The sequence below is a fragment of the Oceanobacillus sp. NCCP-135 genome, from assembly GCF_059698015.1.
The window spans coordinates 97,340-114,224 of the sequence record NZ_BAAKSZ010000001.1 but is presented as its reverse complement, the minus strand read 5'-3'; the positions used below and the strand labels follow the sequence as shown (position 1 = coordinate 114,224).

The window sequence follows — 16,885 nt, the reverse complement described above, 5'->3', positions numbered from 1 at the left end:
CGCTATGAAAACATCTCCGTAGAGTTTCTATACCAGACTACTTCTTTTATTTTAAAACAAACTCAGACTTACTGTAACCTTCCTTTGTTTTTGTAACTTCAAGTATTGCAGGAAATATCGCTTTCAATTCTTGAACATGTGAAATAACACCGATCATCCGACCTGATTGTTGTATGTCTATTAATGTGTCAATTGATTTATTTAGTGATTCCTCGTCCAATGAACCAAAGCCTTCATCAATAAACATTGTATTAATCGTTATATTTCCCTGGAAGCTTTGAATAACATCAGACATACCAAGCGCCAAACATAAGGAGGCGTTAAACTTTTCTCCACCTGATAATGTTTTAACATCACGGGTTTGTCCAGTATACGAATCATATACGTCAAGCGCCAGCCCACTTTGCTTTCCGCGTGATTCCTGACGATCACTTCGGATTAAATAAAATTGCCCATTGGACAAGCGGGTTAATCGCCCGTTTGCAGCTTCAATAATCTGATCCAGATATTCGATTTGTAAGTAGCGCTCAAAGGATATTTTCTGGCTGTTTTGTCCTCTAATAACATCATGCAAGTCTGTTATCGTTGAAAGTTGTAACTCATGCTCTTTTACCTGACTTTCAGCATCGATTATATTTACTTTCAAATTGGTGGCTTCCTGATAATTTTCTTTTGATAGATTTAATTTATTCAACGCAAATTCATAAGCCTGCTTTAATTCTTCCAATTCATGTTGAAGTGCAGTTAAATCAATCCTTTTCTTTTCTTTCAATACTTCACTTAACTCATTTACCTGCTGAGTCAATGCAGACAAATGTTGATTGAATTTACGTATATCATTTTTCCACTTTTCTCGTTCAACTTCAGGCATTATTGCCTGACGATAACTCTCTTCCGACTCGAATCTCCCATTTTTTAGTGCATCATTAAATTGATTCTCTGCTTTCTTACGCTTAGCTTTAGTTTCCTCTAATTGGTTGGATGCATGCTCTAAATTGGAAGTAACTCTTGTTTGTTCTTCTTTAGCTTGCTGGAGCATCGTCTGAGCTTCGTCCCATGCCTTCTCAAGCTTTAATTTAAGTGCTTTTGTTTCATTTATTTGTTTTTCCAGTACAGATAAAGTTCTTACTTCTTCCGGTACATTGTGCAATCTTTCTTTAAAAATGGCCCGGGAAGTCTCATAGGACGTCCTCAGGTCCTGATACAATTTATCCATTTGTTCTTTCTTTACTTCCAATTGCTTAGTTTCTACTTTTTCTTTTTCCACAACGCTTTTTAGTTGTTTTAATTCTTCACGAAGCTTTAGTAATTGATCTACTTCCTTCTTTAATCGCTTTCCCTGCTCAACTAGTTGATTCTTTGCTTCTGTAGCCTGATCAGAATGGATATTGTAGTTTGCTACTTCTTTTCCTTTCTCTTCCAGTTGGGCTGAATTTGTATTTGAATTCGCTACAGCACTTCGGTATAAACCATCCGTTTCATCCAGCTCTTTCTTTAATGCTTCCAGCTGCTCTTTCGATACTATTCTTTTTTCATCTGCGGCTTTGTTTGGGTGTTCAAGACTTCCACAAACAGGGCACGCCTCCCCGTGATGCAAATGGTCCGCCAGTAGACTTGCCTGATTATTCATCCAAACTTCTTCAAGATCCTTGTACTGTGTTTTTACTTTCCGGTAAGCTGTTTCCTTTATATGAAGTTCTTTATCCAATTCTGTTTGCCTATTCTTTATTTTTATAAAATCCAGTAAAACCTTTGTTTGTTCTCTCAGCTCATTTAATGTTTGTTGTTTATCTGTTAACTGACTAACCGCATCATCTATCGATTGGATTTTCTCATTGTTTTTTTCAATTGCTTCATTTTTTTCAAGTACATTCTTTTTCACTAGTTCCAGTTCACTTTTCGACTTCTTCCCTTTAATCTCAAGCTCCTGTAAGTGCTTTTTCCTCTCATCTACATCTTGCAGGATTGGCAAATACTCAGTTAAACGATCAAATTTTTTGCCAGTATCTTCTCGCTTACTTTTATTGTTTTCTTCCTGTTTATAATTCGCTTCAGCTTTTTTTAAGTTATTACCAGCATTCTTACTGGCATTATTAGCACTATCTAAAATAATCGACTTTTCTTTTTCTTCTTTACGCCATTCATTCACTTGTTTTTCATAAATTTCAATATTGCCAGCTCGTTCTGCTTCTTCTAATTGTTCTTCTTTCTTACTATAAGCAGGAACTTGAACGTGTAATTCCTTTAGCTGTTTTTCTTTTTTATCTAGTTCTTCGAATCGTTCATTTACAGCTTTAGCCTGATGAAATATCGTTTGCTTCTGATCATGCTTATGATAAGCTTCTTCATATTTTTTTTGATCCAGTTTAATTTTATCCCGGTAAAATTCAGCTTCCTTTTCCAACCCTGTTACGATTTGGTTTACATTATAATGTTCTGAAGAAAGTACATTGAATATGAGAGAATCTTCCCGCTTCGGCAAGACGTTAGCAATACTTTGAAGATAATTATCTCTCATTTGACTTACCTGATTAAATTCCTGCATGATGGCATTTTTTTTATTTTTTAAAAGCTCACTCAAGTGTTTGTAATTCTCAGTTTTGAACAGTCTACGTAAAATCGCTTCTTTATTTTCCGTCTCCGAAGTTAGCAACTTCCGAAATTCTCCTTGTGGAAGCATGACAATCTGCTTAAACTGGTCCTTTGTCAAACCGATGATTGCCTCTACCTTTCGATCGATCTCTGAAACCATTTGGCGGTCAACACATGGGATCTCTTTTCCATCCACTTTTTCGAAAAACTCATATTTTTCACCAGTCTTGGACTTATTCCCCTGTTTCACATGACCCAATTGACGAAAAATACGATAAAATCGTCCTTTCAATTCAAATTCCAGTTGAACAGAGGTGTGGGTATTGTCGTCGGCAAAATCACTTCTTAGCATTCTATTATCTTCCCTATCCGTCCCACTCGCACTGCCATACAACGCAAAACATATTCCATCAAAAATCGTTGTTTTACCTGCACCGGTATTTCCGGAAATAACAAATAAATTATTCTGCTCCAAATCATTAAAATCGATTATTTCTGTATTTTTATATGGTCCAAACGCCGTCATATTTAACTTCAGTGGTATCACGCTGATTCTCTCCTTTCTTCTACGAAAGCTTAGTTCGATATATATTCTTTTTGTTTCATCTTTTTAGAACTCTCATTTTCGTCCTTCAAAAGTTCATCAAGCACTTCTTTAAAAATATATTCCGTTTCTTCGGTTGGTGCGTCTCCTTTTACTTCCTTGTAAAAAGCCTTGAAAAGATCCAGATCACTCATTTTACTGCGATCCACTATCCTCTCATCGTCAGCAGCCATTGGCGAAAAAGAGTAATTCTTACGCTCTACATGCATAGCATTCGGATAAACGGACCTAACCTTTTCCATCGGTGAAAGTACGGGTGCCTCGTCCATTAATCGAACGAAAACATAGTCTTCATTAATAGGATGTGTTAACAGCTCTTCAACCGTAGCTTCCACTGTTCGAATATCTCTTCGGGGAACGAGCTCTCGCTTCATGACAGAGACGTTTCCCACTCCATCCATCTCAACAATATGGAAACCCTTTTTATGGTTCTCTTCCGATATGGAATACTTTAAGATCGATCCTGAATAGCGAATCGTTTCATTTAAGACATAATGGGCCTGATGCAAATGACCAAGCGCTGTATAGTGAAAAGCTGAAAAATGATGAGCATCGACAAATTCTGCTCCACCAATAGAAAGCGGTCGCTCAGAATCACTCGTATTCTCCTTTTCTTCCCCAAACGGCGTAACAAAGGCATGACCAACAAATACATGCCGAGCATTTTTATCAAGTTTTGCAGTGATTTGTTCCACCGTTTTTTTGGCAGCATCATTATGTGTACGAATGGCGTCATCTTCCAAAACATTACGAACAACACTTGGATCACAATATGGAATAAGATGGAAGTGTACTTCTCCATGTTCATCCTGTAAAATAACCGGCTTGAGGTCTTTTGTATAGTTACCAACGATATGAAAGCCATTCTGCTCCATCATACTGCTTCCAAAGTTTAATCTGCTGGGACTATCATGGTTACCAGCAACCGCAAGAACAGGCGTTTTTAATTTCATAACAATTGTCTCAAGTATTTCATCCAAAAGATGAACAGCTTCTGTAGGTGGAACAGCACGATCATACAAATCACCTGCAATGATCACTGCATCTGGCTTCTCCTCTTCTATTGCTTGTAAAAATTGCTTGAGAATATAACGTTGATCATCTGTCATATAAACACCCTGAACAAGTTTACCTAAATGCCAATCTGCTGTATGGAAAAATTTCATAATCCCGTCTCCCTTCGTAGTTTAATAGAATTTTTTGTAGAAAAAGTTTAGAAGAGGTATTGCTTGAAACATAAGGCATAAGGAGGAACTATCATTTAAGAAGTGGATAGCTATGCTAATGAGTGTAGCAATTAAATCAGCTAAACGATGCTGGACGTAATAAGTCTTTTATACAACCGTAACTCTCTTAATGCTATTATAATCGTATCTCCATTGATTATGCAAAAGGGGAAATTTCCATAATGGCTGCTACTCTATAGTTAAAATACAATTCTCCTATGTAATCAGTGTATCATTTTTGCTTTTCTCACAAAAAACCAATAGAGAAAATCTTTTTTTCGATTAGAATAGCAACAAACTTTTTCTACTTTAAAAAAGTAAAAACAAAAGGTACAATTCTCTACTTGAACTGCACCCCTTGTATAAGTCCTGCACAAAATAATCATGTAGCAACACGATTATCGCAATTTATTAACATATTGACGCATATTGTCCATTATTCCTGCCAAACAAATACTTGCAGGATCTTTCTCAATGTCCAATTCCAGAGTTGATCCATCAATGGGTAAGGTTTCTTCAAATATCTCTTCATACTCTGAAACAGTTACTTCAGTTCTTGAAGTAAATAGCTTTGTATGTTGTTCTACATGTAAATACTCCCGGTAATTCGGCTGCAAAATACCTGTAAAGAACTCTCCAACTGCTCCTGAACCATAGCTGTACAGACCTATTCTTGATCCTGCTACTAAATTCTCATTTTGTTCAAGCAGTGATAGCAAACTCAAATACAATGAACCCGTATATATATTACCAACATTCCTGTTATATTCTGTACTGATTTTAAAATTTGCCAATAAACGTTCTTCATCTTCTTCTGTTCCTTCATCCAAAATAGTTTTTAAGGCTTTGAATCCCATCTTTGTATAAGGTAAGTGATAGCAAATGGCTTCGAAATCCTTTAAAGCATGACCTGTTTTTTCTTTGTACGCTTCCCAGAGCGTTGAAAAGAATAAAATGTATTGTTCATTCGAAAATTTTCCATCAACAAAAGCCTTATCTGAATATATTGGACGCCAAAAATCCATAATGTCAGAGGTTAAATAAGCGCTTTGATCCTCCAATGCCATAATTTTAGGATCTGCACTAATAACTAATGCAACCGCACCTGCACCTTGTGTAGCCTCCCCTGAAGTATTCAACCCATATCTAGCAATATCGGAACCGAGTACCAATACCCTGCTTTGTGTATTCAATGCGATATGTCCTTTTGCCAGTTGAATCGCAGCAGTGGCTCCATAACAAGCATGTTTCACCTCAATTGTACGCACGTGAGGATTAAGCCCTAGCAATTGATGAACATACACTCCTGCTGATTTGGAATGATCTATCCCTGATTCTGTTCCAAATATAACAAAATCAATTTTCCCCTTATCTTCATCATCTAGAATTTTCAATGCAGCATTTGCCGCTAATGTAACAGGATCCTGTGTAATTGGAGAAACTGCCATCTTTTCCTGGCCAATACCAATCGTGAATTTCTCAGGCTCTACATTTCTTGCAACCGCTAAATTATTCATATCAACGTATAAATGTGGTGTATAAAAACCTATCTTGTCTATTCCTATTTTCACTGGTCTTCTCCTTTATTTATCAATAAAATTTAAAATTTTTATCCAAGTGATATTATTCACAAATAGTAGAATGTGTTTATACCAACACTATAAATGGTAATATAATTTACTGATAAAAACAACATTGAACTGCCCGCCATTTATATCGGTAACTTTGTTATTCCGTCAAATAAAGTTTACAATATTGCTGAAAGGAGCTAACAGATGAACACAACTTACAAATTACCTGAAGAAATAAATGAAATTCTATATGCAAATAAGAATAAAAGCAATGATGCATATCAGGAACTCATCCGACATGGTGGTTATGTACCGCCTTCTATAGAATTATTAATCGATGCAATCACAGCATTAAGCCTGGGTAAAAATATCCTGTTAAAAGGACCAACAGGTGCTGGAAAGACAAAATTTGCTGAAACACTTTCACATCTATTTAATCAACCAATGTTTAGTGTCAATTGTTCGGTCGATCTAGATGCGGAAAGCTTGCTTGGCTTCAAAACATTAGCATATGAAGACGATAAACAAGTAATTGAATTCGTTCCAGGTCCTGTAACAAATGCAATGAACAATGGAACTTTCCTATATATTGATGAGGTCAATATGGCCAAGCCTGAAACATTACCGCTTATTAATGGCGTTCTTGACTACCGAAGAACTGTAACGAACCCGTTTACAAATGAGATTATCACTGCAAAAGATGGCTTTAATGTCATTGCTGCAATCAATGAGGGTTATATAGGCACAGTTCCGTTAAACGAAGCATTGAAAAATCGTTTTATTGTCATTGAAGTTCCTTATATTGAAGGCGAACAATTAAAGCAATTGATCACATCTAATACAAACCAAACAAACGAAACGATGATCGATTTATTTGTCAAATTGTCTTCTGACCTTATTCAGGCAGTTGCTCAAGGTAAGCTTTCTGAAGATGCAGCATCCATTCGCGCATTACTTGATGCCTGTGATATGAGTGTAATCATTCCTCCAAAACGAGCAATTCTCCGTTCAATTGTGGATAAATTGGATGAAGATAGAGAAAAAGAATTTGTGAGGAATCTAGCAGAAACTCTATTTTGAAAAAGGAGGATACTCAGATGAAGTATAACCGCTGGGATGACTCGAAAGTCGATACAGATCTTTTCCTGCAGCTGCAGGATCTAGCCACGGTATTATCGGATATTCCTGATTTAAAATTCGAATATAACTATGGATCATTTATAGATATCGTTAACGGAAAGATTGCCGGCAGTCATTACTGGGATATTAATCATCATATGATTAAGGTATCTGGTTATAAAACAGATGTTTTCCTGCGAACAATCGGAACATTAAATTATTCAGATATCCCGGAAATGAAGGTTTATTTAGAAAACATGAGGGATTCAAGGTTGCCAAAATTTGCTTCTCAGCTGATTACCTTGTTGGAGGATTTACGGCTTGAAGAAATCGTAAAAAAAGAAAGACCTGGTACGAAAAAGGACTTTGCTGTCCGGCGGAAATTTTTCAGGCATTATTTTAAAACACAATTAAATACAAATGTGACCCGGAGCTACCCGCTTGATGAATTATTCTGCCTCCTTTATTTAATCATACAAGCAGATCAGCCAGATCCTAATTTCCCCCAAGCAAATGGAAAACAGCTTGATCAAATAGAAAAATTAAAGCCAATCTTATATTCCATTTTCGAAGCAATCAACACATCGGATATTGTGCGTATATCCAGGGAAATTATATTTCAATTAGCGCCATATTATAAGGACAGCCTAAACGAATATTTCACTTTTCCAATTTCTCACATAAAAGATTTTACAATGAATACATTATTCGACGAATTAACCCGTACCGATGAAGTGGCGAATGATGATCAAGAAGAAGTGGATGAGGATAATAATGAATATATCGATCAACGCTTTTCCACTTGGCATCGAGAAAACCAAAATAGTGACAGAAAGCAGACCTTTCTCCAATTTGAATTGGATGTAGGAACGAAAACAAACATCCAGGGCGGTGGCACGAGAGAAACGGAGGACGCTGACCAAGCAATGGGTTCAATTCAAGGTGCTTCAGGTCAAAGTAAAAGAAATGATTATTCTGTACTAGAGTCACTGGAAAAGCAGGAAGCCAATCGTGGTAGCGTTCAACATGAAAGTATGTATGGAACGGAAAACAGAAATGCTGTTCCAATCGTTAAAGAAGCTACCTCTCCATCCATTCAGGATATGGAACTTTATCAGGAATTTGTCAGTGAAATCGAAAACTTTAAACGAAAGCTTGCAGCTACGATTGAAAAAACACTGGAGCACAAAAAGAATGCTCCCCAAAAAGATTTAATCAGTGGACGACTTTCAAAGAAGTTACTCCCCATTGTAATCGATGAAAATCCAAGGGTCTTTTACAAGAAAAACCAGGAATCCAATGAAGTCGATGCGGCTTTCACCCTGCTGGTAGACTGCTCTGCTTCCATGCATAATAAGATGGATGAAACAAAACGAGGCATTGTGCTATTTCATGAAGTATTAAACCAATTAAGAATCCCTCACTCCATTATCGGATTTTGGGAGGATGCAAATGACGTAAAGGAAAATTATCAACCGAACTATTTTCACGTTATCCATTCGTTTACCGACTCTTTTTATCAAAATACTGGAGCCAGAATTATGCAGCTTGAACCTCGAGAAGATAATCGAGATGGATTCAGCATTCGTGTGATCACAAAAGAGATTGCAGCAAGAAGAGAAAAAAACAAATTTCTCCTCGTATTTTCTGACGGTGAACCGGCAGCTGCTAATTACGATCAAAACGGAATTATTGACACAAACTTAGCTGTTTCAGATGCACACAAACAAGGCATTGATGTGATCGGGATGTTTCTGTCAGATGGGGAGCTTGATGAAAGAGATGACCTCATATTGAAAAATATTTATGGTAAAGAGCGGTTAATGATTCCAAGTGTAGCTGAATTGCCGGAGCATTTTGCACCGCTTTTGAAGCGGTTGTTATTGCGTTCGATTTAAAGAATAAAAACACCACCTTGTTTCTTGTAGGTGGTGTTTTTATTATCTTTCGTTGAATACCGAGTTTCCTTTAATTAATATCCAACAGCTTCTTTTAGTTCATATCCTGCAATTACTTTGTACAACGAAGCCCGCTCCGATTCATTTAAGGCTATGAGTGGCAAGCGTACACTTCCAACCGGCACACCAATTCGATTCAATGCTTCTTTTACTGATGTCGGATTTGGTGCTGTAAATAGTGTTTTCATAATTGGTAATAGACGACGATGAACGCTTGCTGCATCAACTACTTCCCCTTTTTGAAAATATTGAACCATTTCCTGCATTTCATTGCCAATGATATGGGAAGAAACAGATACGACACCTGATCCGCCAATAGATAGTATTGGTAATGTCAAACTATCATCCCCACTATATACACTGAAGTTATCAGTTGTTTTGCTGATGATTTCAGCTGCTGCATCTAAATCCCCACTTGCTTCCTTAACTGATACGATGTTTTTTATTTGTGATAGACGAATAATCGTTTCAGGCTCGATGTTCACAACACTTCGACCAGGAATATTATAGAGCATCACAGGCAATGACGTATTCTCGGAAATCACTCGAAAATGCTGATACATTCCTTCCTGGGATGGTTTGTTGTAATAAGGTGTCACCAGCATAATTGCATCAACACCTACAGCTTCTGCATCTTTCGTCAATTCGATGGAGCTCTTAGTATTATTTGATCCTGTTCCAGCGATAACAGATACCCTACCATCTACTTTTTTTACAACAAATTTAAATAATCTCAGTTTTTCATCATGTGTCAATGTTGGTGATTCACCAGTCGTCCCTGCAACCACCAAGCCCTCTGATCCATTTGCAATCAAATAATTTATTAAACCTTCCGTTCGCTCAAAATCAATTTCACCATGCTGATCAAATGGAGTTACCATTGCTGTCAATACTTTACCAAAATTCATCTTAACACCACACCTTTTTTAGATATTATAGAAGTGTGGAGAGCCAAAATAAAAAGCAGCAACGAGAGCCGCTGCTGCTAAAAAGAACATTTATTATCGTTCTTAGCTAGATAGCTCTCCATATAGTTTCCTATATGACAATTCCGCATTTATTCAATAACAGAACCAGCTTCAGAATGATGAGCATCCTTTCGCTTCGGCAAATTCCCCTTTCCCTATGTTTCTTTGGAGCTCATTCTCCTCCACATAGGTACTAATGGTTTTCGCACCTCTACCCTTACTTTAAAAAAATACTTTAAAATAAGAAATTATTAGATTTTTTAGTTGTTATGCTTAATGTAACAGAGAAACACTTAAAATTCAAGCCCAAATGGCTCATTTATAGGTTACTGTCGCTTTTTTGTTTTTTTATTATTTAATTTTTCGTTTGCCGTAAATGGTTCATTAGCAAACTCATGATCAAATTGGTTTGATAGCTTTTTCCTAACAGCCTGTTCATCACTAAATCCACTGTCTTTTTTCTTTTTACTCATCAAAACACCTCCATCAGGTATTTTGTGCGAAAAAAATTGTTTTATCCTATGTGGATGTGAATCCTACTGTCATGAAAGTTAATTCTAAAGATGTTCACGCATCACTTCAGATGTACTAAAAATCTTAATCTCTTGTAAAGCTTGTGATGCCAATCGATCTGCCTCCTGATTCATTTTCCTTTGTATCTGATTATATGTTGCATCCACCCCAATTGCAACAATCTTATCCTCGATTCGATCAGCCCATCTTGCCAAATTTTCATCATAACACGGCCAATCTTCTTTCAACTGGTTAATTACAACCTGAGAATCTCCTGAGAAAATAACAGGCAGGTGATGGACACCCAGTTGTTCCAATTCTTTTACTGCCAGGTGAAGTGCTGCATACTCTGCCTCGTTATTTGAATCAAGTTCTTCCACTAAAGCATTTTTCCGAAGCCGTAGTGACTTACCATTTTGTTCATAATATATAACACATCCAAGACCGGATTTTCTTGAATTAAAATCAAAACCACCATCAAAATAAACTGTCACATGATGGGGTTCAGTTCGGATTTCCTCCATCTGTTTCTTTAATTCCTTTAGGTTCCATATATTGTCATGACTATCGACAAATACTAAATTTCTGATGCGGCCGGTTTTCTCTAAATCCTCTGTAACTAGCAGGGCATGTTTAGCCCGCATTTCCTCTGAACTGAAAACTGCCTCCATACCCTTCGGCGTTCGATAGATTATTTCGATTCGGACATTCAATTAAGAATTCTCCTTTCCTTATTGTGTACTATGATAAAGGCTCTTTTCATTCTACTATTCCCCAACAAGCGGCTCAATAAGTATTTATTATTGGCAAAAAGCTTTATAATCATAACAAAGGATATATAAGGAAGGTATGAAACAATGCAGAAGCTCATATTTGAATCAGCATGGGATAAAACAATTGCTGCACAAGACAGAGAAAACATCAAGCAGGTTTTTGACAAAGTAAATTTAATAGCAGGAGAAGTCATCCAATTCACTTCACTCTGGCAGGCAAAAAATCATCGTGGTGAATTATTGATCGCTGTTCTAATTCATAATACAAGTAAACGGGATATTTCCTTCCACAATCAAACACTGACCTATCTTATAAATGATAAAACATTTGCTGAACACACCTTTTCCCCACCTATAACAATTGCGCAGCGAACCAGTATGCCATGGACATTTATTTTTCCAGCTGGTAGCTTTAATAGTAATGAGGATTTTTCTAATGGAATATTGGAGATTGAATAATGTTTTTCATTAAATTGAAGGAGAAATAAATGACTAAAGTATTTAGTGATATCATACAGTTTCGTGGAAACCATTATGACTTTGGATATATGCAGGGTGAACTACTGAGAAATTCCCCAATACTACCTGCTCGTAAAAAGCAATGGGATAAACAATGGAGACATTTTCTATTTGAAAAAAATGAGGTGCAGCAGGCATTCTCTCGTTTTGCCCCTGCAATTTGGGAAGAACTTCACGGGTTAGCAGATGCTTTATCTATGGATATGGAAGATGCTATTCGGGAATTTGGCGGGTATTATTACGAATACGGTCGATCAGGATGCTCTATTTTCTCTGATTCCGACTATATGGTTCGCAATTATGATAATGATCCAATCTCATACGAAGGACGTTACTTGCTTTATGAGCCAACAGACAGTGGTTATGCAATTATCGGTCCATCTATGCAAATAACAGGCCGTACAGATGGTATGAATGAAAAAGGTTTAGTGATGGGTTATAACTTTATTAATCGTAAAAAATCGGATGACGGATTTGTTTGCAATATGATTGGCCGGATTATATTGCAAACCTGCGGGAATGTCGATGAAGCTATTTCACTTTTAAAGGAAATTCCACACCGCCATTCTTTCAATTATGCTTTACTTGATCAAACAGGTGTATCTGTCGTTGTAGAAGCCTCTCCAAGAAATGTTACCTCTCACAATTCCAATATATGCACCAATCATTTTGAGCAATTAACAGATGAAAACCGCTACCGGATGGATGATTCTATTCGGAGGCAGCAGGAAATGGAAAAACAGCAAGGAATTGTCACTGACCCTTATAAAGCTTTTCGTATGTTGAATGATACGGATAAAGGTGTTTTTTCCAAAAAATATGGAGCATGGGCCGGAACATTGCATACAGCTGTTTACTTACCAAAAGAGATGAAAGCCTGGATCGCACTTGGTGGAGACAGATGGCCATTAATATTGGACTTCCAAAAATGGTTAAGTGGTAACAAACTAGCTGTAAAGCGGATAAAAGGAGAACTGGATTCAACCAACTCTTTTATTAATGAATAAGAATTCCTATTCGGTACAACCGAAAGTCGTTTATCTAAATAAAAAGAAGTAACCGCTCTTGGGCTTTACATGCGATTACTTCTTTAAATTTACTTCCTATTAAAATCAATTACTTGCCCCAACCAATTTCCCATCTTCCAGTTTTTGTGTTTCTAAAGACTGGCTGAAATCTTTCTCCGATAAATCAGCTTCCCGTTTTCGCTGAATTACCATTACCAAAATAATCAGTCCTACTCCAATCCCATCGGACAATAATCCTGGATACATCATCATAAAGCCACCAGGAATTAGTAACAGCCGCTCAAAGATAGCCGCCCTTGTTATCATCCAACCAATAATCCCAGCTGCCAATGTTACCACACCAATTACTGCTGACATGAAAGCAATAATAATCTGAGCTACAGACCCATCCATCAGCAATGAAGGTTCCAGTACAAACATAAATGGTACAATAAATCCAACTATGCCTAATCTGACAGCCGAAAATCCCACTCGATTCGGGTTGCTGCCTGAAATCCCGGCTGCTGCAAAGGCTGCCACTGCAACCGGTGGTGTAATTGCTGAAAAAATAGAAAAATAAACAATAAATAAATGTGCTGATAACGTAGATACACCTAATTCAATTAAAGCTGGTGCTGCCAGCATGGCTGTTAAAATATATGCTGCGGCTACAGGCATTCCCATCCCTAAGATAATACAAATAATCATAACTAAGAATAATGTAGGAAGTAGCATCCCTTCCGTTAATCCAAGCACTATACTTGTTAATTTCCCTCCAAGACCAGTGGACATAATTCCAGCTATGACTAAGCCAGCAGCTGCACAGGCGGTTGTAACAGGGATAGAAGCTTTTGCTCCATCAACCATAGCAGCCATAATTGCTTTGACATTCATCCGCTTATCTTTACGGAACCAGCTTACAATGACAATAGATAGAATGCCATAAAAGCCAGTTCTTGATGCACTATAGCCCTGTATCAGGAAAAAGACTAAAACAACTAAAGGAATAAAATAGTACCATCCTTCCTTCAATACCATAGAAATACGGGGTATAGCTTCTTTAGCAGTACGTGGCAGGTCCAGTCTGAATGCCTCGAAATGAATCATCGTTAACAGCGAAACATAGTAGAGAATTCCCGGTATAATTGCTGCGATAACAATGGATCCATAAGACATTTGTGTTACTGCTGCCATCAGGAAAGCGGATGAGCCCATAATTGGCGGTAATATACTTCCTCCTGTAGATGCAGCCGCTTCCACTGCGGCTGCAAATGATGACTTATAACCAGCTTTCTTACTTACGGGAATCGTAAAAGCACCAGTTGTAACAACATTCGCTGTTGGACTTCCCGATATAGATCCAAAAAATGCACTGGCAAGAACTGCTACCTTCGCAGCACCACCCTTTGATCTTCCTGCTACAGCTGTAGAAAGCTTGAAGAAAAACTCACCCGCTCCTGCTTTATTTAGAAATGACCCAAATAACATAAACATAAATACAAATGAAGCCGCTACTGCTATTGGGGAACCCCATAGACCATTAAAGCTAAACGCCAGATCGTCCAAAACCTCCACAACTGAAAACTCCCGATGCCACATAAGCCCATTTAAATGATGACCCCATAATGCATAGCTGATACCAATTAAAACAATAACAATAATCGGAAGGCCAATCGTTCTACGTGCAGCTTCAATACTAAGAATAACAAACACCAGGCCAAAGAAAACATCCCAATTTGTTAACGTATCCATTATTGGAATTCTTTCCGCAATTCGTTCTGCATGATAAGTGAAATAAATTCCTGCACCCAAGGACAGAGAGCTGCAAACGTAATCAATACTTGTTGGCACATTCTTGTGTACTGTTTTTTTAGAAAAGCTATAGACTAAAAAAGTCAGTCCTAAAATAAAAGACAGATGAATTGCCATTTGGTTGATTGGATTTAATTTTCCCCAAACAACAGACCAAATCTGAAATACAGACAAAATGAATGCAAAAACGGAGAAAATTTTCAAATGAATCCCTGGTAATTTTCGCTTATCCCCTTCTTTAAGCCAAGCGGTTAAATTGTCTTTTAAGATCAAGATTCAAAACCTTCCTTCTACAGCCAAACACTGTTAGAATTTACCTAAACGGTTAATTGTGTAACCCTTTTTCTTCAAAAAACTTTTGAGCTCCTGGATGAAGCGGGACATCACCAACATCCATCATATTATCAGCTGTTAAGTTTTTAAATTCTTCATGTACTGTACCCAGATAGTCAAAATTATTGTAAATTCCTTTTGTAATTTGATAGACTTCTTCTTCCGGCACATCCTTATGCACTAATAATATTACTGGTGTATTAACTGTATCGATATCCTGCTCCAAAAAATGATAACTTCCAGCTGCAATTGTTCCGGCTTCCATTCCCAGGTTTTCAGATATCGACTGAATTACTTCCTGATTTAATGAAAGTAATTTGAAATCTAATGTCGTCGACGCCTCCATAATATCACTCGAAGGAACAGACACTGCGTCTCCAGTAGCATCAATGCGATTATCAGCCATCAATTCAAATGTTTTAGCACCACCTAAATGGTCAACCGATCCTCCCCAGGAAATGATATCCTCATAAGTAACACCGTATTCCTGCAAAATATTCCGGGTGATAATTTCACCAGCTGACCCTTTTTGATCAACTGCCAAGCGGAATGGAACCTGATGTTCAATCATGTCATCAAAAGAATCATATTCCGTATCTGCCCTTACAATAAATTGATAATAATTTGCCGGGATAACGACACTTATTGCCCGAATTTCCTCATAAGCTTGATTGTATGGTTCCTCTCCAATGTACGCTGCATAGGCAGTCATTGCATAGGACAATCCATAAGGGACAGTATTAGTACCCACTGTTTGCGGATTTTCTACGATCCCACCCGGTTCAACGGTAATGATGGACCCATCATGCTCCCGTCGGACTGATTCTGCAACACCCTCTGTAAACACAGACCAGGCACCACCGGTACGCCCCCCTATAATTGTTGTTTGAATTGACTCGCTTGCATCTGAATTAGAGGCAGCACCTGATATAAATTCCTTTTCCGATCCACATCCTGCTAAAAAAAACAAACCCAGCAGCAAAAAAACAAGTTTATAAATTTCATTGTTTAACATGTTTAATCCTCCTAACACATTTATTTTTTGTTACCCTCTTTAACTTGCAAACTGATATCCAATGCCTTTACAGAATGGGTTAAAAATCCTAAAGATATATAATTGACACCTGTACTCCGATACGATGCTAGATTTTCCAATGTGATTCCTCCGGATGCCTCGATTACAATTGATTCAGGTACATACGATGCAAACTCCTTTACCTCTTTCGGTGAACGGTTATCAAACATAATCACGTCAGCACCTGCATCAACTGCCTCCAGCACTTCCTCTTTCGTCTCTGTTTCCACTTCTATTTTTACCATATGACCAATTTTTTCCCGTACCGCGTGTACCGCTTTCGTAACGGACCCAGCAAAAGAAATATGATTATCCTTAATCATTACTCCATCATACAGACCCTGTCGATGGTTTTTCCCACCGCCGGTAGTAACGGCGTATTTATCAAACATACGCAATCCAGGAACTGTTTTTCTCGTATCACAAATTTGAATAGAAGGATCATTTAATACCTCCACACATTCATTTGTAATCGTCGCAATCCCACTCATGCGCTGTATCAAATTTAATATGACTCTCTCACCTGTGAGCAAATGAGCAATCGATCCAGTCACTTTTGCAATTTTCTCACCTGCAGTCACCTTATCGCCATCTGTTATATACAAAGTAACTTCCATCGAGGAATCGAGTAAATGATAAGCTTCTTTTATGATTCCCAACCCAGAAATAATTCCATTGTCTTTTGCAATAAATATACCCATGCCTATCTCTTCCAGCGGAAAAATAGCTTGACTTGTTATATCATTATCTCCAATATCCTCCAATAATAATGATTGGAGCAGAACTCGTAATTTTAATTGATTCATCTGCTAAAC

General features: G+C 37.5%; 13 protein-coding genes and 1 riboswitch. Of the genes, 4 read left to right on the top strand and 9 right to left on the bottom strand.

All coding sequences use genetic code 11. From position 1 onward, the window contains the following. Nucleotides 1-46 precede the first annotated feature (46 nt). From AC6HVZ_RS00495 to AC6HVZ_RS00485, 3 genes are all read right to left on the bottom strand, one after another. Nucleotides 47-3,139 (bottom strand): AAA family ATPase, encoded by a 3,093-nt coding sequence (locus AC6HVZ_RS00495; RefSeq protein WP_497556166.1) that lies wholly within the window; start codon nt 3,137-3,139, stop codon nt 47-49. Between the two features lie 29 nt (nt 3,140-3,168). Next, nucleotides 3,169-4,362 carry an exonuclease SbcCD subunit D gene (locus AC6HVZ_RS00490; protein ID WP_497556165.1) on the bottom strand — a complete coding sequence of 398 codons (1,194 nt, stop codon included), beginning with the start codon at nt 4,360-4,362 and terminating at the stop codon, nt 3,169-3,171. A gap of 458 nt (nt 4,363-4,820) precedes the next feature. Next, nucleotides 4,821-5,993, bottom strand: a complete 1,173-nt coding sequence (locus AC6HVZ_RS00485) for a hydroxymethylglutaryl-CoA synthase (protein ID WP_497556164.1) — start codon at nt 5,991-5,993, stop codon at nt 4,821-4,823. Nucleotides 5,994-6,197: 204 nt separating this feature from the next. On the opposite strand from AC6HVZ_RS00485, the gene AC6HVZ_RS00480 reads away from it, so the two are divergent. Then, complete coding sequence (locus tag AC6HVZ_RS00480; protein ID WP_497556163.1) at nt 6,198-7,073, top strand: ATP-binding protein; 876 nt, start codon at nt 6,198-6,200, stop codon at nt 7,071-7,073. A gap of 17 nt (nt 7,074-7,090) precedes the next feature. Then, a complete protein-coding gene (locus AC6HVZ_RS00475; protein ID WP_497556162.1) occupies nt 7,091-9,010 on the top strand; it encodes a vWA domain-containing protein in 1,920 nt (639 codons plus the stop codon). 74 nt (nt 9,011-9,084) lie between these two features. On the opposite strand, the gene dapA is transcribed toward AC6HVZ_RS00475, so the two are convergent. The 3 genes from dapA to AC6HVZ_RS00460 form a co-directional block, all read right to left on the bottom strand. Beyond that, nucleotides 9,085-9,978: a 4-hydroxy-tetrahydrodipicolinate synthase gene (gene dapA / locus AC6HVZ_RS00470; protein ID WP_497556161.1), complete on the bottom strand. Its 894-nt coding sequence runs from the start codon at nt 9,976-9,978 to the stop codon at nt 9,085-9,087. 103 nt (nt 9,979-10,081) lie between these two features. Beyond that, nucleotides 10,082-10,260, bottom strand: a riboswitch (Lysine riboswitch). Between the two features lie 104 nt (nt 10,261-10,364). After that, nucleotides 10,365-10,511, bottom strand: a complete 147-nt coding sequence (sspO, locus tag AC6HVZ_RS00465) for a small acid-soluble spore protein SspO (protein WP_497556160.1) — start codon at nt 10,509-10,511, stop codon at nt 10,365-10,367. An 84-nt stretch (nt 10,512-10,595) separates the two neighbouring features. After that, nucleotides 10,596-11,264 carry a reverse transcriptase-like protein gene (locus tag AC6HVZ_RS00460; protein WP_497556159.1) on the bottom strand — a complete coding sequence of 223 codons (669 nt, stop codon included), beginning with the start codon at nt 11,262-11,264 and terminating at the stop codon, nt 10,596-10,598. A 144-nt stretch (nt 11,265-11,408) separates the two neighbouring features. On the opposite strand from AC6HVZ_RS00460, the gene AC6HVZ_RS00455 reads away from it, so the two are divergent. Further along, complete coding sequence (locus AC6HVZ_RS00455) at nt 11,409-11,783, top strand: SLAP domain-containing protein (protein ID WP_497556158.1); 375 nt, start codon at nt 11,409-11,411, stop codon at nt 11,781-11,783. A gap of 29 nt (nt 11,784-11,812) precedes the next feature. Then, the gene (locus tag AC6HVZ_RS00450; protein ID WP_497556157.1) at nt 11,813-12,850 is read left to right on the top strand and encodes a C45 family autoproteolytic acyltransferase/hydrolase; all 1,038 of its coding nucleotides are present in this window, start codon (nt 11,813-11,815) and stop codon (nt 12,848-12,850) included. A gap of 105 nt (nt 12,851-12,955) precedes the next feature. On the opposite strand, the gene AC6HVZ_RS00445 is transcribed toward AC6HVZ_RS00450, so the two are convergent. The 3 genes from AC6HVZ_RS00445 to nadC are packed head-to-tail and all read right to left on the bottom strand — an operon-like array spanning nt 12,956 to nt 16,876. Further along, nucleotides 12,956-14,935, bottom strand: a complete 1,980-nt coding sequence (locus tag AC6HVZ_RS00445) for a TRAP transporter permease (protein WP_497556156.1) — start codon at nt 14,933-14,935, stop codon at nt 12,956-12,958. Nucleotides 14,936-14,987: 52 nt separating this feature from the next. Next, entirely contained in the window at nt 14,988-16,010 is a 1,023-nt protein-coding gene (locus AC6HVZ_RS00440) for a TAXI family TRAP transporter solute-binding subunit (protein ID WP_497556155.1), read from the bottom strand. 20 nt (nt 16,011-16,030) lie between these two features. After that, nucleotides 16,031-16,876, bottom strand: coding sequence for a carboxylating nicotinate-nucleotide diphosphorylase (nadC, locus tag AC6HVZ_RS00435; protein WP_497556154.1), 846 nt, complete (start codon nt 16,874-16,876; stop codon nt 16,031-16,033). Nucleotides 16,877-16,885 lie beyond the last annotated feature (9 nt).

Excerpts from the sequence above, each read along its gene's own strand:
- AC6HVZ_RS00455 (WP_497556158.1), top strand. The coding sequence starts at position 11,409 with ATGCAGAAGCTCATATTTGAATCAGCATGGGATAAAACAATTGCTGCA.
- sspO (WP_497556160.1), bottom strand. The coding sequence starts at position 10,511 with ATGAGTAAAAAGAAAAAAGACAGTGGATTTAGTGATGAACAGGCTGTT.
- nadC (WP_497556154.1), bottom strand. The coding sequence starts at position 16,876 with ATGAATCAATTAAAATTACGAGTTCTGCTCCAATCATTATTATTGGAG.
- dapA (WP_497556161.1), bottom strand. The coding sequence starts at position 9,978 with ATGAATTTTGGTAAAGTATTGACAGCAATGGTAACTCCATTTGATCAG.
- AC6HVZ_RS00450 (WP_497556157.1), top strand. The coding sequence starts at position 11,813 with ATGACTAAAGTATTTAGTGATATCATACAGTTTCGTGGAAACCATTAT.
- AC6HVZ_RS00480 (WP_497556163.1), top strand. The coding sequence starts at position 6,198 with ATGAACACAACTTACAAATTACCTGAAGAAATAAATGAAATTCTATAT.
- AC6HVZ_RS00490 (WP_497556165.1), bottom strand. The coding sequence starts at position 4,362 with ATGAAATTTTTCCATACAGCAGATTGGCATTTAGGTAAACTTGTTCAG.
- AC6HVZ_RS00440 (WP_497556155.1), bottom strand. The coding sequence starts at position 16,010 with ATGTTAAACAATGAAATTTATAAACTTGTTTTTTTGCTGCTGGGTTTG.
- AC6HVZ_RS00475 (WP_497556162.1), top strand. The coding sequence starts at position 7,091 with ATGAAGTATAACCGCTGGGATGACTCGAAAGTCGATACAGATCTTTTC.